13 protein-coding genes and 1 pseudogene are annotated in these 17,205 nt (G+C 61.6%); 11 read left to right on the top strand and 3 right to left on the bottom strand.

Features of this window, described 5'->3' with window-relative positions:
* The first annotated feature begins 170 nt into the window (after positions 1 to 170).
* The 9 genes and pseudogenes from NN484_RS11380 to NN484_RS11340 form a co-directional block, all read left to right on the top strand.
* Positions 171 to 983: an energy transducer TonB gene (locus NN484_RS11380; RefSeq protein ID WP_274659129.1), complete on the top strand. Its 813-nt coding sequence runs from the start codon at positions 171 to 173 to the stop codon at positions 981 to 983.
* 51 nt (positions 984 to 1,034) lie between these two features.
* Positions 1,035 to 1,742, top strand: coding sequence for a MotA/TolQ/ExbB proton channel family protein (locus tag NN484_RS11375; RefSeq protein ID WP_127652191.1), 708 nt, complete (start codon positions 1,035 to 1,037; stop codon positions 1,740 to 1,742).
* Positions 1,742 to 2,143, top strand: a complete 402-nt coding sequence (locus tag NN484_RS11370; RefSeq protein WP_003223575.1) for an ExbD/TolR family protein — start codon at positions 1,742 to 1,744, stop codon at positions 2,141 to 2,143. Before NN484_RS11375 ends, NN484_RS11370 begins: the two co-directional genes overlap by 1 nt.
* Positions 2,144 to 2,350: 207 nt before the next feature.
* Positions 2,351 to 5,062, top strand: a complete 2,712-nt coding sequence (locus tag NN484_RS11365; RefSeq protein WP_215501002.1) for a TonB-dependent receptor — start codon at positions 2,351 to 2,353, stop codon at positions 5,060 to 5,062.
* Between the two features lie 147 nt (positions 5,063 to 5,209).
* A complete protein-coding gene (locus tag NN484_RS11360; RefSeq protein WP_274659128.1) occupies positions 5,210 to 7,075 on the top strand; it encodes an extracellular solute-binding protein in 1,866 nt (621 codons plus the stop codon).
* A 1-nt stretch (position 7,076) separates the two neighbouring features.
* Positions 7,077 to 8,141: a microcin C ABC transporter permease YejB gene (locus NN484_RS11355; protein WP_274659127.1), complete on the top strand. Its 1,065-nt coding sequence runs from the start codon at positions 7,077 to 7,079 to the stop codon at positions 8,139 to 8,141.
* Positions 8,141 to 9,163 (top strand): ABC transporter permease, encoded by a 1,023-nt coding sequence (locus NN484_RS11350; RefSeq protein WP_127652194.1) that lies wholly within the window; start codon positions 8,141 to 8,143, stop codon positions 9,161 to 9,163. Before NN484_RS11355 ends, NN484_RS11350 begins: the two co-directional genes overlap by 1 nt.
* Position 9,164: 1 nt before the next feature.
* Positions 9,165 to 10,769: an ABC transporter ATP-binding protein gene (locus NN484_RS11345; protein ID WP_215501005.1), complete on the top strand. Its 1,605-nt coding sequence runs from the start codon at positions 9,165 to 9,167 to the stop codon at positions 10,767 to 10,769.
* 185 nt (positions 10,770 to 10,954) lie between these two features.
* A pseudogene (locus tag NN484_RS11340) lies at positions 10,955 to 11,236 on the top strand (hypothetical protein); the annotation flags it as partial.
* Positions 11,237 to 11,309: 73 nt separating this feature from the next.
* On the opposite strand, the gene NN484_RS11335 reads toward NN484_RS11340, so the two are convergent.
* Positions 11,310 to 12,401, bottom strand: a complete 1,092-nt coding sequence (locus tag NN484_RS11335) for a DUF1615 domain-containing protein (protein ID WP_274659125.1) — start codon at positions 12,399 to 12,401, stop codon at positions 11,310 to 11,312.
* A 194-nt stretch (positions 12,402 to 12,595) separates the two neighbouring features.
* On the opposite strand from NN484_RS11335, the gene NN484_RS11330 reads away from it, so the two are divergent.
* Positions 12,596 to 14,131, top strand: coding sequence for an FAD-dependent oxidoreductase (locus tag NN484_RS11330; protein WP_127652197.1), 1,536 nt, complete (start codon positions 12,596 to 12,598; stop codon positions 14,129 to 14,131).
* Between the two features lie 109 nt (positions 14,132 to 14,240).
* On the opposite strand, the gene hemB is transcribed toward NN484_RS11330, so the two are convergent.
* Positions 14,241 to 15,215 (bottom strand): porphobilinogen synthase, encoded by a 975-nt coding sequence (gene hemB, locus NN484_RS11325; RefSeq protein ID WP_274659124.1) that lies wholly within the window; start codon positions 15,213 to 15,215, stop codon positions 14,241 to 14,243.
* Between the two features lie 237 nt (positions 15,216 to 15,452).
* Entirely contained in the window at positions 15,453 to 16,151 is a 699-nt protein-coding gene (locus NN484_RS11320) for a glutathione binding-like protein (protein WP_274659123.1), read from the bottom strand.
* A 295-nt stretch (positions 16,152 to 16,446) separates the two neighbouring features.
* Between NN484_RS11320 and NN484_RS11315 the strand changes: the two genes are divergently transcribed.
* Positions 16,447 to 17,121, top strand: coding sequence for a histidine phosphatase family protein (locus NN484_RS11315; RefSeq protein WP_127652200.1), 675 nt, complete (start codon positions 16,447 to 16,449; stop codon positions 17,119 to 17,121).
* Positions 17,122 to 17,205: the final 84 nt, after the last annotated feature.

Genomic DNA, 17,205 nt, shown 5'->3' with positions numbered 1-17,205 from the left:
ATGAGAAAAAATCAACGGCACTAAACCAGTGAGTTTGCCCAAGCCTGATGAATAGATAGTTCAACAATCGGCTTGCGCACACCTTGAAGAAAGTTGCACCCACCCACTCGAACATCACCCCAATGTTCGGACGGCACCTTATTGCCCTTCATCAACCCGAGGGAGCTTTAATGAACGACGCGGTAAAGCACAGAACCCTGCCGGGACCGTTACGGGAGGCGCCAATCCCGCCGCCACCGGGCAGGCCGGCCTTCACAGCCAATACCTCGCAACCTGGCGGTTTGAACAAACAGCAGATGCTGTTGCTGGTGGCCGTGTCGGCGCTGATACATGGCGGCGCCTGGTGGTTTCTCCAGCAGACCCGGCCCGAGCCACTGCCGACACCGCCGCAGATCCCGGAAATGACCGTCGAGCTGACCAGCCCGACGCCCCCGGCACCGCCCACGCCGGAACCTCCGCCACCACCGCCGCCCGAGCCGGAACAACCGGTGGAAGACGAAGACGCGGTCAAGCCACCGCCCAAACCGGTGGAGAAACCCAAACCGATCGAAAAACCGAAACCGGTCGAGAAGCCCAAACCGGTGAAAAAGGTCGAGCCGCCAAAAGCCCCGCCCGCCCCGGCACAACCGGCCGCCCCGGCTGCGCCGGCCACACCGAGCGCGCCACCGGCCCCTGCCGCCGCGCCCGGGCCGGTCAAGGAATCGGCTGCGATTTCCGGCCTCGCCAGCCTCGGCAACCCGCCGCCGGAGTACCCGTCGCTGGCACTGCGGCGCAATTGGGAAGGCAGCGTGGTCCTGCGGATTCAGGTGTTGGCCAACGGTCGCGCCGGTTCGGTAACGGTGACCAAGTCCAGCGGCAAGCCACAACTGGATGAGGCGGCCGTCGCCGCGGTGAAGAACTGGAAGTTTATTCCGGCCAAGCGCGGTGACACGCCGATTGACGGCTTCGCCACCCAGACCATCGATTTCAAATTGCCGCAATAACGGCACAACCCAACGAACTCACAACCGACTTAATGCAAGCGAGGTGTAGCCATGAACCCTTCACTGTCTTCGATGATTGTCCCCGGTGTGCTCTGGGGCCTGGTGCTGTTTTCCGTGGTCAGCTGGGCGATCCTGCTGGTCAAGTCGGCGCAATACCTGCGCCAGAAAGCCCAGAACAAACAGTTCAGCAAAGCCTTCTGGGGCGCGCCGGACCTGCTCACCGCCGCCGAACACGCCAGCCAGTATCCGGGCTCACTGGCGCGCATCGCCAGCAGCGGTTTTGAAGCCTTGCTGGTAGAAGAATCGCCGCGCACCACGCAACAACTGGCGCACACCATCAACCGCTCGGATCGTCTGGAACGCAACCTGCGCCAGCAGATCCAGAAGGAACGCCGCTCCCTGGAAAACGGTCAGGCGATCCTCGCCAGTATCGGCAGCACCGCGCCGTTCATTGGTCTGTTCGGCACCGTGTGGGGCATCATGGAAGCCCTGCAAAGCATCGGCGAAACCGGTTCGGCCAGCCTTGAAGCGGTCGCCGGCCCCATCGGCCATGCACTGATCGCCACCGGCGTGGGTATCGCCGTCGCCGTGCCGGCAGTGCTGATTTACAACTTCTTTCTGCGCCGCCTGAAACTGGCCTCGGCGGACATGGATGACTTCGCCCACGACTTCGACGCCCTCGCCTCGCGTAGCGCGTTTTCGATCAGCCGTCAGGCCATCGCCAGCAAAACCACTGCCGCCGTGCGGGAGGCCAGCTGATGTCGTTCTCCACTCAAGACAGCGATGAAGTGCTCAGCGAAATGAACGTCACGCCACTGGTGGACGTGATGCTGGTGCTGCTGGTGGTGTTCATCGTTACCGCGCCGTTGATGACCAACGCGATCAAAGTGAATTTGCCGAAAACCGACGCCGTCGCTCCCGCCGAAAAGAAAGACCCGGTGGTGGTCAGCGTCGATCAGGACGGCAAGTTCTATCTGGCAAAAACCGAGCTTGCGCCGGAGTCCCTGGAAGCCAGCCTCAAGGAGGTCAAGGCCAAGGACGCCGAAGTGCGCGTGCAGCTGCAGGCCGACGCCAACGTCAACTACGGCCAGGTGGCCAAGGCCATGGCGTCCATCGAACGCTCGGGCATCAGCAAGATTTCGGTGATGACCACCCACTGAGTGCGGTGTCGGGCGCGCGTTGAGAACCGCGCCCGACACCGCAGATCGCATCCCGTCGCAATCAGCCGACCGAAAAACGCTGCGCGTCTTCGGAGGGGATCGGCTTGCTTGAAGAAAGTGGTTTTTCGCGGCGCGGCACCCCCGTGACCTGCGCAATCAGGGCTCACAAGGCCATTTCGATAACGTCTAACAAAGTCGGAAACAACCATGCTGATGAACACTCCACGCTTTACGCTCAAACCCTTGGTGGCCACGATCTCTCGTCACCGTTTTGTTCCGTTGTACCTGGTGGCCATGGGGATGGGCGCCGGGACTGTGCAAGCCGCCGAGGAAGACAATTCCACCGTGCCGGCTGCAGCGGCGGTGGTGGCGCCGACCACGCAACTGCAACGGGTGGAAGTGACCGGTTCGGCGATTCGCCGGGTCGATGCCGAAACGGCGGTGCCGATCACCATTCTCAAGGCCGATGAGCTGCGCAAACAGGGCGTGACCACCACCGCCGAACTGGTGCAGCGGATCACCGGCAGCCAGTCGATCAACAACAGCGCCGGTTCGGTTGGCGCCGCCACCGGCGGCGCTTCGTTCGCCGACATGCGCGGCATCGGCGCGAACAAGACCCTGGTGCTGCTCAACGGTCGACGGCTGGCCAACAACGCCTTGTCCGGCACCAACTCGGCCGGTGGCGCGGTGGATCTGAACATGATCCCGTTCGCCGCCATCGAACGCGTGGAAGTTCTGCGCGACGGTGCCTCGGCGTTGTACGGCACTGACGCCATCGGCGGCGTGATCAACTTCATCACCAAGAAATCCATGACCGACGGCCAGTTGACCCTCGGCGGCGAAACCCCGACCCACAGCGGCGGTGGCGCCACCAAAGACATGAGCGCCAGTTGGGGCTACGGCGACCTGGAACAAGACCGCTTCAACGTCCTCGGCGTGTTCAATTACAACAAGCAGCAGAACCTCGATGCCAATGATCGCTCCTTTGCCCGCGACTATGTGCCCGGCCGAGGTCTGGATCAGACCTCCGGCACGGCGTTCCCCGGCAACTACAGCCAGAACGGCAACGCCACCAACCCGTTGGCCAACAGCAATTGCAACGGCCCCAACCTGGTGGCGCGCGACGGCTTGTGCCGCTTCAGCACCCGTGAATTCATCGACCTGGTGCCGCAGACCGAGAAGACCTCGTTCTTCGGCAAGACCACCGGCAAGCTGGCGGATGACCACAACGTCAACCTCGAATACTTCTGGTCTCGCAACAACAACGCCACGGCGATCGGCCCGGCCCCGCTCACCGGCCTGAGCCTGGATTCCTCGTCGCCCTACTACCCCGGCAACGGCATCACGCCCGGCCCGACCGGCTTCGCCCTCGACCCGAGCCAACCGGTCGACGTGAACTGGCGCGAAACCGCTGCAGGCCCGCGTGAATCGAAAGACCAGAACACCAGCCAGCGCTTTTTGCTGAGCTTCGACGGTCTGGTCGGCGGCTGGGATTACAACGTCGGCGCCTCGTACAACCAGAACAAAATCGTCTCCAGCGTCACCAGCGGTTATGTCAGCGATCAGGCGATGATCGACGGCCTGGCCAGCGGTTTGCTCAACCCGTTCGGCCCGCAATCGGCTGCCGGCCAGCAGTACATCGACGCGGCTGCGTACCACGGCGCCTACTCCACCGCCGTCGGCCGCGTGGCCGGTTTCGACGGGCGGATCAGTCGCGAAATCGGTGACTGGTTCGGTGCCGGCCCTGCCGGTCTGGCGCTGGGTGGCGAGTACCGCAAAGAGAAATTCCACCAGGACTTCGAGCAGTTTGCCGGCGATATCCAGAGCCTGGGTATCGACCCGGCCGGCAGCGTCGAGGGTGACCGCAGCGTGAAAGCCGCGTACGCCGAAATCAACGTGCCGGTGCTCGACAGCCTCGAACTGTCCGCGGCCGTGCGGCACGACAAATACAGCGACTTCGGCAGCACCACCAACCCGAAATACTCGTTCCGTTATCAACCGCTCAAAGAGCTGGTGGTGCGCGGCGCGTACAGCGAAGGGTTCCGTGCGCCGTCACTGTACGAGCTGTATTCGCCGCGCAGCATCACGTACACCCAGGGCTACTACAACGACCCGGTGCTGTGTGCCGGCGGCGTGGTGCAACCGGGCGGCAACGGCGGGCGCGATTGCGGCCAGCAGTTCCTCAACCAGATCGGCGGCAATGAAGACCTGGCCCCGGAGAAGGCGCGCAACGTGACCCTGGGCTTCGTCTATCAGCCGGTCAGCAACCTGTCGGTGGGTCTGGATTTCTGGTGGATTCACATCTCCAACCAGATCCAGCCGTTCCCCGAATCCACCGTGTTCGATCAGGCCGGTACCTACCCGGATCGCTTCGTGCGCAACGCCGACGGCACGCTCAACTACATCGTCACCGGCAACGCCAACCTCGGCATCGTCGAAACCAACGGTGTCGATGTGTCGCTGGACTACCGTTTCCCGAACACGCCATACGGTCAATTCGGCCTGGGGCTGCAAGGCACCTACGTTGACGAGTACGACTTCCAGAGCACCATCAAAGGCCCGTTCACCGACAAGGTCGGCGACTTCGAAGGTGACGGCGTGATCGCGCGCTGGAAACACAACCTCACCGGCAGCTGGACTTTCGGCGCTGCGCGGGCGTCGCTGACCAACCGCTTCACCACCGGGTACAACGACTACGACCGCGATACCCACGCACGCGTGGCGTCGTATTCGGTCTGGGACCTGTCGGCCGGCTACACCTTCAACAAGGTGCTGGATGTGGATGCGGGGATGAAGAACATGTTCGACCGCAACCCACCATTCTCCAACCAGGCCTACAACTTCCAGAGCGGCTATGACCCGCGCTACACCGACCCGCTTGGGCGGACGCTGTTTGCGCGCATGACGTATCACTTCTGACTGAGAGCACCGCAACTCCTGTAGGAGTGAGCCTGCTCGCGATAGCGTTTTTTCAGTCAACCTTGCCGGGTCTGACTGGGCTTCATCGCGAGCAGGCTCACTCCTACAGTTTGATCTGTGTTGTTTCAGGGACTGAGGAGTGACTTCATGACTTTCATGCGCAACATGGCCGCCCTGCTGCTCGGCAGCGCACTGCTGTGCACCGGCACCTCGGCGCTGGCCGGCGGCAGCTACGCGCTGACGGTGTACGGCGAGGCGCCGAAGTATCCGGCGAACTTCGAGCATTTCGATTTCGTCGATCCCAAGGCGCCCAAGGGCGGTTCGCTCAGCCGCGCGTCGATGGAGATCGGCCAGTACAACTACATCAGCCCGTATGCCGATCAGGGCATTTCCGTGGTGCAAGTCAACGACTGGGTGTACTCGCCATTGGCGTTTCGCTCGCTCGATGAGCCCTACACCGTTTACGCATTGGTCGCGCAGCAGATCGAGCGCGACCCGCAAGGCCTGTGGGTGCGTTTCACCCTCAATCCAAAAGCACGCTTCGCCGACGGCACGCCGATCACCGCCGAAGACGTGCGCTACACCTTCAACCTGCTGATGACCAAGGGCAGCCTCAGTTATCGCCAGCAATACGCCGACGTGCAGGACGTGCTGATCGAAGGCCCACGGCAGGTGCGCTTCACCTTCAAGAACAACCTCAACCGCACCCTGGCGCTGGACCTGGCGACGATGCGCGTGCTGCCCGAACACTGGTGGAAGACTCGCGATTTCGCCAATGGCGGCGGTTTCGAGCCACCGCTGGGCAGCGGCCCGTACCGCGTGAGCAAGGTCGACGCCGGGCGCAGTATCAGTTTCGAGCGCGATCCGCACTGGTGGGGCAAGGACCTGCCGGTCAGTCGCGGCATGTACAACTTCGACACGCTCACGGTGAATTTCTACGGCGACACCGACGTCGCCCGTCAGCTGTTGCAGGCGGGTGCATTCGACTACAACCGCGAGTTTTCCTCGTCCGGTTACGTGGTCGGCTACGACAGCCCGGCCCTGCGCGACGGTCGTTTGCAGCAGTCGATCCTCGCTCCGGAAAAACCCACGGCGGCACAGGGTTTTGTGTTCAACCTGCAGAACCCTATCTTCCAGGATCGCCGCGTGCGTCAGGCGATCAGCCTGCTGTGGGATTTCGAGTGGACCAACAAGCAGATGATGCGTGGCTTCTACGTGCGCCAGAACAGCTTCTGGCCGAAGAGTGAAATGGCCGCCACCGCGCTACCTGATGCCGACGAGTTGAAGATCCTCGAACCCCTGCGCGGGCAGATCCCGGACGAGGTGTTCACCACGGTTTATCAGGCACCGAAAACCGATGGCAGCGGCTACATCCGCGACAAGCAACTGCAAGCCTTGAAGCTGCTCGCCGAGGCGGGCTGGACGCCACAACACAATCGGCTGGTCAACGCCGCGGGCGAGCCTTTGGAATTCACTTTTCTCGACGGTCAGGGCGGTTTCGACCGCATGCTGCTGCCGTTCAAACGCACCCTCGCGCAGATCGGCATCACCCTGAATTTGCGGCGCATCGATTCGGCGCAGTACATCAACCGCCTCAACGCCCGGGACTACGACATGATCGTCACCAGTTTCCCGCGCAGCGGCGACCCGATCGTCTCCCCCGGCCGCGAGTTGTACAGCCTGTACGCCTCACAAAGTGCCACGCAAGTCGGCAGTTCGAACTCGATGGTGCTGGCCAACCCGGCGGTCGATCAACTGATCGACGGGCTGGTCAAGGCCGACACTCGCGAAGCCATGGTGCATTACGCGCGCGCCCTCGACCGGGTGCTGCAATGGGGTTACTACATGATTCCCAACTACTACTCCAAAGGCACGCCGACGGTGTATCAGAACCGCTTTGGCATGCCGCCGGTACAACCGGCGTACGACGAAGGCCTCAACACCTGGTGGGAGGTCTCGGCCAAGCCGTTGACCGCGCAACAGATGCACACCCAGCTTGCGGGGGGCCAGTGACATGCTGCGTTATCTGAGCCGACGTCTGCTGCTGATCATCCCCACGTTGCTGTGCATTCTGGTGGTCAATTTCCTCATCGTGCAGGCCGCACCGGGTGGCCCGGTGGAGCAAGCCATTGCGCGTTTGCAGGGCTTTGGCGGGCACAGCATGGGCGGTGGTGGCGAGGTCGCTGCGGTTGGCGGTGCGGGCCGTAGCAGCCGTGGCCTCGACCCGGCGCTGATCGAGGAGATCAAACACCATTACGGCTTCGACAAACCGATGCACGAACGCCTGTGGCTGATGCTGAAAAACTACGTGCAGCTGGATCTGGGCAGCAGTTTCTTTCGCGGCGCCAAGGTCACCGATCTGATCGTGCAGAAGCTGCCGGTGTCGTTGTCGCTCGGCCTGTGGGCAACGTTGATCACCTACCTGATTTCAATCCCGCTGGGCATTCGAAAGGCAATCAAAAACGGTAGCGCGTTCGACGTCTGGAGCAGTACCGCGATCATCATTGGTTATGCGATGCCGGCGTTTCTGTTTGCGATGTTGCTGATCGTGGTGTTCGCCGGTGGCAGCTACGTCAACTGGTTTCCGGTGCAGGGCCTGGTGTCGGATAACTTCGACAGCCTCGGCACGTTGGGCAAGATTGGCGACTACCTCTGGCACCTGGTGTTGCCGGTGACGGCACTGGTGATCGGCGGGTTCGCCACGCTGACCATCCTGACCAAAAACAGCTTCCTCAACGAGATCAGCCGTCAGTACGTGATCACCGCGCGGGCCAAGGGGCTGACCGAGCGCCGCGTGCTCTACGGCCACGTGTTTCGCAACGCGATGCTGTTGGTGGTGGCCGGTGTGCCGCCGGCGTTGATCGAGGTATTTTTCGCCGGCTCGCTGTTGATCGAAACCATCTTCAACCTCGATGGCCTCGGGCGCATGAGCTACGAGGCGGCGGTGTCGCGCGACTATCCGGTGGTGTTCGGCGCGCTGTTTCTGTTCACCCTGTTCGGCCTGTTGATCAAGCTGATCGGCGACCTCTGCTACACCCTGCTCGACCCGCGTATCGACTTCTCGGCGAGGACTGCCTGATGTTCACACTTTCCCCTCTGGGTCAGCGTCGTGTCGCGCAGTTCAAGGCCAACCGCCGTGGACGCTGGTCGTTGTGGCTATTTATCGGCCTGTGCCTGATCTGCCTCGGCGGCGAATTGATCGCCAACGACAAACCCTTGGTGATCCGTTACCACGACGCGTTGTACTTTCCGATCCTCAGCGATTACCTGGAAACCGATTTCGGCGGTGAGCTGCCGTTTCAACCGGATTACGCCAGCGCTTACGTGCACAAATTGATCGAGGATCAGGGCGGCTGGATGCTGTTTCCACCGATCCCGTTCAGTTACGACACGGTCAACTACGACCTCGCGGAACCCGCGCCGAGCCCGCCCTCCGCGAGCAATTGGCTGGGCACCGACGATCAGGCACGCGACGTGTTGGCGCGGGTGATTTTCGGCACACGGATTTCGATTCTGTTTGCGCTGATGCTCACCGGCATCAGTGCGCTGATCGGCATCGTTGCCGGGGCGTTGCAGGGTTATTACGGCGGTTGGGTCGACTTGCTCGGGCAACGGGTGCTGGAGATCTGGTCGGGGTTGCCGGTGCTGTATCTGCTGATCATTCTGTCCGGGTTCGTCTCGCCGAGTTTCTGGTGGTTGCTGGGGATCATGGCGCTGTTTTCCTGGCTGGCACTGGTGGATGTGGTGCGCGCCGAGTTTTTGCGCGGGCGTAATCTCGAATACGTCAAAGCCGCGCGGGCACTGGGCCTGACCGACAGTGAACTGATGTGCCGGCACATTCTGCCCAACGCGATGACCTCCACCCTCACCTACCTGCCGTTCATTCTGACCGGCGCTATCGCCACCCTCACCGCGCTGGATTTTCTCGGCTTCGGCATGCCGGCCGGCACCGCCTCGCTGGGCGAGTTGATCGGTCAGGCCAAACGCAATCTGCAAGCACCATGGCTGGGGCTGACGGCGTTTTTTGCGCTGGCGCTGATTCTTTCGTTGCTGGTGTTTATCGGTGAGGCCTGCCGTGACGCGTTCGATCCCCGGAGCTGACATGAAAGACAACCTGATTGAAATCCGCGACCTGCGCGTCGCCTTCGCCGGGCAAGCAGTCGTGCATGGTCTGAACCTGGATATCCGCCGTGGCGAGTGCCTGGCGCTGGTCGGTGAATCCGGTTCGGGCAAGTCGGTGACGGCGCATTCGATCCTGCGCTTGTTGCCGGGTAAAACCGTCAGCAGCAGCGGCTCGATCCACTACAACAGCATGGACTTGCTGCAGGCCAGCGAACAGCAGATGCGCGGTTTGCGCGGTAACCGGATCGCGATGATCTTCCAGGAGCCGATGACCTCGCTGAATCCACTGCACACCGTGGAAAAACAGATCAGCGAAGTGCTGGAGATTCACAAGGGCCTCAAGGGCCGCGCGGCACGTGAGCGGACGCTGGAATTGCTCGCACTGGTGGGTATTCGCCAACCTCTGCAGCGTTTGAAAGCCTATCCGCACCAGCTCTCCGGCGGCCAGCGGCAACGGGTGATGATCGCGATGGCGCTGGCCAATGAGCCGGAACTGCTGATCGCCGATGAGCCGACCACGGCGCTGGATGTGACGGTGCAGCAGAAGATTCTCGAACTGCTGATCGAGTTGCAGCAACGCCTCGGCATGTCGCTGCTGCTGATCAGTCATGACCTCAATCTGGTACGGCGCATCGCGCAACGCGTGTGCGTGATGCGCCACGGCGAAATCGTCGAGCAGGCCGACTGCGAAACGCTATTTCGTGCGCCGCAACATCCTTACAGCCGCCTGCTGATCGAGGCCGAACCGAGCGGTGCGCCAGTACCGAGTCAGTACGACCACAACTTGCTTGAGGTGGATGATCTGAAGGTCTGGTTTCCGTTGCCCAAGGCGCTGTTCAGCCGTCAGCAGGACTACATCAAAGCGGTGGACGGCGTGAGTTTCACCCTGCAGCGGGGCAAGACCCTGGGCATCGTTGGCGAGTCCGGATCGGGCAAGTCGACGCTGGGCCAGGCGATCCTGCGGCTGGTGGAGTCCGAGGGCAATATCCGCTTCGGCAACAAGCAACTGAGCCTGCTCAATCAGCGCTTGATGCGGCCCTTGCGACGGCAGATTCAGGTGGTGTTTCAGGACCCGTTCGGCAGTCTGAGCCCGCGGATGTCGGTGCAGCAGATTATTGCCGAAGGCTTGCTGACCCACGGCATCGGCACCGAGGCCGAGCGCGAGGCGGCGGTGATTCGCGTACTCGAAGAAGTCGGCCTCGACCCAAAGAGTCGCCATCGCTATCCCCACGAATTTTCCGGCGGCCAGCGCCAGCGCATCTCCATCGCCCGCGCATTGGTATTGGAGCCGGCACTGATTCTGCTCGATGAACCGACATCGGCACTGGATCGCACGGTGCAGAAACAAGTGGTGGACCTGTTGCGGCAATTGCAGATCAAGCATGGGCTGACGTATCTGTTTATCAGCCATGACCTGGCGGTGGTCCATGCGCTGGCTCATGACTTGATGGTGATCAAGGACGGCAAAGTGGTTGAGCAGGGATCGTCGCGAGAGATTTTTGCCGCACCAAAACACCCTTACACCCAGGAACTGCTGAAAGCCTCCGGCCTGAGCGTGCCCCGCAAAACCGCCGAACTTGTGTAGGAGCTGCCGCAGGCTGCGATCTTTTGATGTTGTTTTTCAGGATCAAAAGATCGCAGCCTTCGGCAGCGCCTACATCAACCATCATTGCTATCGATGTTCACCATCACGGCAATGAAGTTCTCATAAAAAATCTGCGGCGTAACATCTGCTCCATACCAACCAACAACACCCCGGAGCACACCATCATGAAACGCCAAACCCTTCTCGGCATTGCTTTCTCGGTCTTCGCTATCAACGCTTTCGCCGTCACCCCGGCCCACACCATGATCGCTGAAGGCGGTTCGGACAAACTGATCGAAAGCCGTGTGGCTGAAGGTGGCTCGGATCGTCTGATTGAACGCCGCGTGGCCGAAGGTGGCTCGGATCGTCTGATTGAACGCCGCGTGGCCGAAGGTGGCTCGGATCGTCTGATTGAACGCCGCGTGGCCGAAGGTGGCTCGGATCGTCTGATTGAACGCCGCGTTGCCTGATGACTAGCGGTAAGCGCAACACCCCAGAGAAACCCGGCTCCCTAGGCCGGGTTTTTTATGCCTGTGTGTTTTATCCGGCCTTGGCCATGCAGCGCTTGTAACGCTCGTCCACACGCTTGGCAAACCACGCCGTGGTGAGTTTGCGGGTGATCTTCGGACTCTGCAGCACGATCCCCGGCAACACAGCACGCGGCAGCTTTTTCCCCTCCGCTTGCTCGGCCAGTTCGAACACTCGTTGATAGAGTCTGGTCTCTTCAAACTCCAGGGTTTTGCCCTTCTCCAGTTGATCGCGAATGGTCGGGTTGCGCATGCCCAGCGACTTGCCGAGGGTGCGCACCGCCAATTCCGTGCCGCCGGGCATGATCGAATCGTAGCGGATCAGGTCACCATCGAGCGCCAGCGGGATGCCGGAAGCACGGCTCACCGCATTCTGAAACGCAGCATTGCGGCTGGCGTACCACCCCGCATTGAAATCGGCAAAGCGATAAAGCGGCTCGCGATAACTCACCGGATTACCGAGCAAATGCGCGATGCCGAAATACATACCACCACGGCGACTGAACACTTCACGGCGGATCGTGCCGTCTACCGGGTACGGGTAATCCTTGGCGTGCTGCTCGGCAAATTCGATGCTGACCTGCATCGGCCCGCCGGTGTGTACCGGGTTGAAGCCGCCGAAAAGCGTGCGCCCCATCGGCACCCTGCCGATGAAGTCGTCGAAAATGCCACTGAGTTCTTTTTCACTGCGCGCGGCGTTCAAGCGTTCACTGTAGGTTTTGCCGTTGGTGGAGCGCACTTGCAGAGCACCGCTGACCAACAGGCTGGGAATATGCACTTTGGCGGCGCGGCGATCGATTTCGTCGCGGGCGATTTTGCCCAGGCCCGGCACCGTGGGGTCGGCCTGAAAGGTGGATTCCTGCTCGGCGACGGCCAGTACCGAACACAGATTCTGCGTGGTCGGGCTGATGTTCTGCGCGGCAAACGCGGCGTAGATATCAGTGGCCCAGCCTTGCCGATCAGCCGTCTTGGCCGGCATCAGCCGCACGATCTCGGCCTTCACTTCAGCGGGTGCACGGCGCACCGGTTCCTGGCTGTGCTGCCCCGCGCAACCGGCGAGCACCAGCAGTGCGGCGAGTGTGATTGGTAATCGAAAGTTGTGCATGAAGCGTCATCCAGTCCGTTGTGCCGGGTTCACCATACGTTCAATGACATGGCGCAGGCTAGGACTGTAAGGGTCTGGTCATGTTCCCTCGGGTTTCACCATTCCCGTGGCGGGGCCTTTTCCGTCTGGCTGACAAACTGGCCGCCGCGCCCTGCTGATCCATACTTGCTGCACAGGCAACGGAGGACAGGCCCATGAACCGCAGCGACGTACTGATCATCGGCGCCGGCCCGACCGGTCTGGTGCTGGCCCTGTGGCTGAGCAAACTGGGCGTGCGCGTGCGCATCCTCGACAAGACCTCCGCCCCCGGCACCACCTCGCGGGCGCTGGCGGTGCAGGCGCGGACCCTGGAGTTGTACCGGCAGTTGGACCTGGCCGACACCGTGGTGCGCAACGGTCACAAGGTTAGCGCGGCGAATTTCTGGGTCAAAGGCAAACCGGTCGCGCAGTTGCCGCTGCAACGCATCGGTGAAGGTCTGACGCCCTACTCGTTCATCGAAATCTTCCCTCAGGACCAACACGAACGGCTGCTGCTCGAACGCCTTGAAGACTATGGCGTGGTGGTTGAACGCAACACCGAGCTTGAGAGTTTCGAGGAAACCGGCGACGGCCTCACGGCGCATCTGCGCTTGCCGGACGGGCAACAGGAAACCTGTCAGGCGTGCTTTCTCGCCGGCTGCGACGGCGCGCGCTCGGTGGTGCGCAAAACCCTCGACACAGACTTCCCGGGCGGCACCTATCAGCAGATTTTTTACGTCGCGGATGTGCAGGCCAGCGGCCCGGCACTCAACGGTGACCTGCACCTGGATCTGGACGAAGCGGATTTTCTCGCAGTGTTCCCGCTGGCCGGCGAAGGCCGCGCACGCCTGATCGGCACGGTGCGCGACGAACGTGCCGACCGCGCCGAAACCCTGCAGTTTGCCGACGTCAGCAGCCGCGCCATCGAACACCTGAAAGTACACATCGACCAGGTCAACTGGTTCTCTACCTACCGTGTGCATCACCGCGTGGCCGAGCACTTTCGCAGCGGCCGGGCGTTTCTGCTCGGCGACGCGGCGCACGTGCACAGCCCCGCCGGCGGCCAGGGCATGAACACCGGCATCGGCGATGCGATCAATCTGGCGTGGAAACTCGCCGCCGTGCTCAACGGCAGCGCCACGGCGAAACTGCTCGACAGCTACGAAACCGAACGCATCGCCTTCGCCCGCCGACTGGTGTCGACCACCGACAAAGTATTCACCTTTGTCACCGCCGAAGGGCGCATCGCCGATCTGCTGCGCATGCGCCTGGCACCGTTTCTGATCCCGAAAATGGCCATGTTCGAGGCCAGCCGCGAGTTCCTGTTTCGCACGGTGTCCCAGGTCACTCTCAACTATCGCGGCATGCCGCTGAGCCAGGGCACGGCCGGCCACGTGCATGGCGGTGACCGCTTACCGTGGGCGCATGACGGTGAGGGCGATAATTACGAGCCGCTGCGCCAGCCCTGCTGGCAGGTGCATGTGTACGGCGACACCAGCGACGAGATGATCGCCTGGTGCACTGAACACCACCTGCCGCTGCACGTGTTCGACTGGCGCCCGGCCTTTGAAACGGCGGGCCTGGGGCGTAACGGCTTTTATCTGCTGCGCCCGGATACCTATGTGGCGATGGCTGATAGCAGCGCTGATCCGAAGGTGATCGAGCGGTACTTCCGGGATCACGGCATCCGGCCCTACTTCAACTGCCCCTGATCCACCGCAATCCTCTGTAGGAGTGAGCCTGCTCGCGATTGCGGTGTGTCATTCAACGACAATTCGACTGGCACACCGCAATCGCGAGCGGGCTCACTCCTGCATTTGCTTAGATCCCGGCCAGAGCCAGATCCATCGCAAAGTAAGTGAAGATCAGATCCGCCCCCGCGCGCTTGATCGCGCCCAGGCTTTCACGCACCACACGGTCCTCGTCAATCGCACCGGCCTGCGCGCCGAACTTGATCATCGCGTACTCGCCACTGACCTGATACGCCGACAGCGGCAGGTTCGAGGCCTGGCGGATGTCGCGGATGATGTCCAGGTACGCGCCGGCCGGTTTGACCATCAGCGCGTCGGCGCCTTCCTGCTCGTCGAGCAGTGATTCGCGCAGGGCTTCGCGGCGGTTCATCGGGTTCATCTGATAGCTTTTACGGTCGCCCTTGAGCGCGCTGCCGCCGGCTTCGCGGAACGGGCCATACAGCGCCGAGGCGAATTTGGTTGAGTAGGCCATGATCGCGGTCTGGGTGAAGCCGGCCTCGTCCAGCGCCCGGCGAATCGCCTGCACCTGACCGTCCATCGCCGCCGACGGGGCGATCACGTCAGCACCGGCACGGGCTGCGGCAACGGCCTGTTTGCCGAGGTTGATCAGAGTCTGGTCGTTGTCGACTTCGTGGTGGTGCATCACGCCGCAGTGGCCATGATCGGTGTATTCGCAGAAGCAGGTGTCGGACATCACGATCATTTCCGGCACCGCGTCCTTGGCAATGCGCGACATGCGCGAGACCAGGCCGTTTTCGCGCCAGGTGTCGCTGCCGTTGGCGTCCAGGTGATGGGACACGCCGAAGGTCATCACCGACTTGATGCCGGCACGGGCATAGCGCTCGATTTCGCTGGCCAGCTTGCGCTCGGGAATGCGTACCACCCCTGGCATGCTCTTGATGGGCACGAAGTCGTCGATTTCTTCTTCGACGAAAATCGGCAGCACCAGATCATTCAGGGTGAACTCGGTTTCCTGGAACAGACTGCGCAGGCTCGCATTGCGGCGCAGACGGCGGGGACGTGCTTCGGGGAACTGGCTGGACATGGTTCTTCCTGAAAACGGGCAGATGAGACGAAAGTCGTAGGGGGCGAAGCTTATGCCTTCGGTGGGCGCAGGTACAAACCTGGATCAATCAAGAGTGCATTACCGGGTGCGCAATAATCCGTCAGCCAACACACGCTCCCGAGTAGGAGCTGCCGAAGGCTGCGATCTTTTGACGTTGATTTTTACAAGAAAGATCAAAAGATCGCAGCCTTCGGCAGCGCCTACAGAGGACAGAAGTCACGAAGGAATGGTCAAACCCCGCACCACCGCCGGCCGCGCCAGAAAGCGCTCCAGCACCCGGGTCACGTTCGGGAAGTTGCTGATCCCGACCAGATCCCCGGCCTCATAGAACCCGATCAGGTTGCGCACCCACGGGAACGTGGCGATATCGGCGATGGTGTAGCGCTCGCCCATGATCCAGTCGCGGCCTTCCAGGCGTTTGTCGAGCACGTTGAGCAGGCGTCTGCTCTCCTCGACGTAGCGATCACGCGGTCGCTTGTCCTCGTAGTCCTTGCCGGCGAATTTGTTGAAGAAACCGAGCTGGCCGAACATCGGGCCGATACCGCCCATCTGGAACATCAGCCACTGAATAGTCTCGTAACGCAGCGCGCCTTCCTGCGCCAGCAACTGGCCGCTCTTGTCGGCGAGGTAGATCAGGATCGCGCCGGACTCGAACAACGGCAACGGTTGGTCCTCCGGACCGTGGGGGTCAAGGATCGCCGGAATCTTGTTGTTGGGGTTCAGCGACAGGAACTCGGGGGACAACTGGTCTTGTGTGTCGAAGCCTACGCGGTGCGGCTCGTACGGCAGGCCGATCTCTTCGAGCATGATCGAGACCTTGACACCGTTGGGGGTCGGCAGGGAATAGAGCTGAATCCAGTCTGGGTATTGCGCGGGCCATTTCCGGGTGATCGGGAACGCGGACAGATCGGTCATGAGAAGCATCCAGTCGCAAGGAAAGCACTGATCATAATGTAGGAGCTGCCGCAGGCTGCGATCTTTTGATTGGGTTTTTAAAAGCCAGATCAAAAGATCGCAGCCTGCGGCAGCTCCTACACGAACCGTAACATCCCTCGGCTAATTTGCATGAACCAAACCCGCCTCAGAGGACTCTGAGCTATGCCCTTCGCAAAGGAAGCGCGACACACGACATGGACAACGCCCGGCGCTGGGAGCCCGAGGCGCAAGGGTTTGTCAGCCTTAACCGAATTAGCTGAAGAACCTTTATTCAATGACGAACCTCATGAGATTCGCCAAACGCTTCAAACATCGCGCCTACGTGGCCCTGCCCTCGCTGCTGGCAGTGAGTGCGCTGACGTTGTCGCTGGAATCGAGCCAGATTCGCGCACAACCGGTGGACGGCACCCAGACCCTGGTCTTCCTGCGCCACGCGGAAAAACCTGCGGGCGGGCTCGGCCAGCTCAACTGCCAGGGCCTGAACCGCGCGATCGAGTTGTCGACCCTGCTGCCGGAAAAATTCGGCAAGGCCGATTACGTGTTCGCCGCCAACCCGACGCGCAACGTCGAGGAAGGTGAGCTGGACAACTCCTACAGCTACATCCGCCCGCTAATGACCATCAGCCCCGCCGCGATCAAGCTCGGCCTGCCGGTGAACATCGAGTTTTCCGCCAACGACACCAGCGACCTGGCGCGTGAACTGACTGAAGACAAGTACCACAACTCAACGATCTACACCGCGTGGTCGCACGGCTATCTGCCGGAGCTGATCAACGAGGTCGCGGGCAAGGCCGTCGGCGAAAAGCAGACCATCACCGATGACTGGGCGGCCGGCGATTTCGATTCGCTGTATGTGCTGACCCTGACCTGGCACAACGGCAAGGCCAGTTTGCAGAGCCACAGCTACAAGCAGGGGCTGGATAACGGCAAGGTGACTTGCCCGACTTGAGACTGGTGGTGTTTTTGCGGCCGCCATCGCGAGCAGGCTCACTCCTACAATTGGAGCGCATTCCCCTGTAGGAGTGAGCCTGCT

The organism is Pseudomonas serboccidentalis, assembly GCF_028830055.1.
GTDB lineage: Bacteria > Pseudomonadota > Gammaproteobacteria > Pseudomonadales > Pseudomonadaceae > Aquipseudomonas > Aquipseudomonas serboccidentalis.
This window is presented reverse-complemented; position numbering and strand designations above follow the sequence as displayed.

Coding starts and splice junctions, on each gene's coding strand:
- NN484_RS11380 (WP_274659129.1), top strand. CDS start 171: ATGAACGACGCGGTAAAGCACAGAACCCTGCCGGGACCGTTACGGGAG.
- NN484_RS11375 (WP_127652191.1), top strand. CDS start 1,035: ATGAACCCTTCACTGTCTTCGATGATTGTCCCCGGTGTGCTCTGGGGC.
- NN484_RS11370 (WP_003223575.1), top strand. CDS start 1,742: ATGTCGTTCTCCACTCAAGACAGCGATGAAGTGCTCAGCGAAATGAAC.
- NN484_RS11365 (WP_215501002.1), top strand. CDS start 2,351: ATGCTGATGAACACTCCACGCTTTACGCTCAAACCCTTGGTGGCCACG.
- NN484_RS11360 (WP_274659128.1), top strand. CDS start 5,210: ATGACTTTCATGCGCAACATGGCCGCCCTGCTGCTCGGCAGCGCACTG.
- NN484_RS11355 (WP_274659127.1), top strand. CDS start 7,077: ATGCTGCGTTATCTGAGCCGACGTCTGCTGCTGATCATCCCCACGTTG.
- NN484_RS11350 (WP_127652194.1), top strand. CDS start 8,141: ATGTTCACACTTTCCCCTCTGGGTCAGCGTCGTGTCGCGCAGTTCAAG.
- NN484_RS11345 (WP_215501005.1), top strand. CDS start 9,165: ATGAAAGACAACCTGATTGAAATCCGCGACCTGCGCGTCGCCTTCGCC.
- NN484_RS11335 (WP_274659125.1), bottom strand. CDS start 12,401: ATGCACAACTTTCGATTACCAATCACACTCGCCGCACTGCTGGTGCTC.
- NN484_RS11330 (WP_127652197.1), top strand. CDS start 12,596: ATGAACCGCAGCGACGTACTGATCATCGGCGCCGGCCCGACCGGTCTG.
- hemB (WP_274659124.1), bottom strand. CDS start 15,215: ATGTCCAGCCAGTTCCCCGAAGCACGTCCCCGCCGTCTGCGCCGCAAT.
- NN484_RS11320 (WP_274659123.1), bottom strand. CDS start 16,151: ATGACCGATCTGTCCGCGTTCCCGATCACCCGGAAATGGCCCGCGCAA.
- NN484_RS11315 (WP_127652200.1), top strand. CDS start 16,447: ATGACGAACCTCATGAGATTCGCCAAACGCTTCAAACATCGCGCCTAC.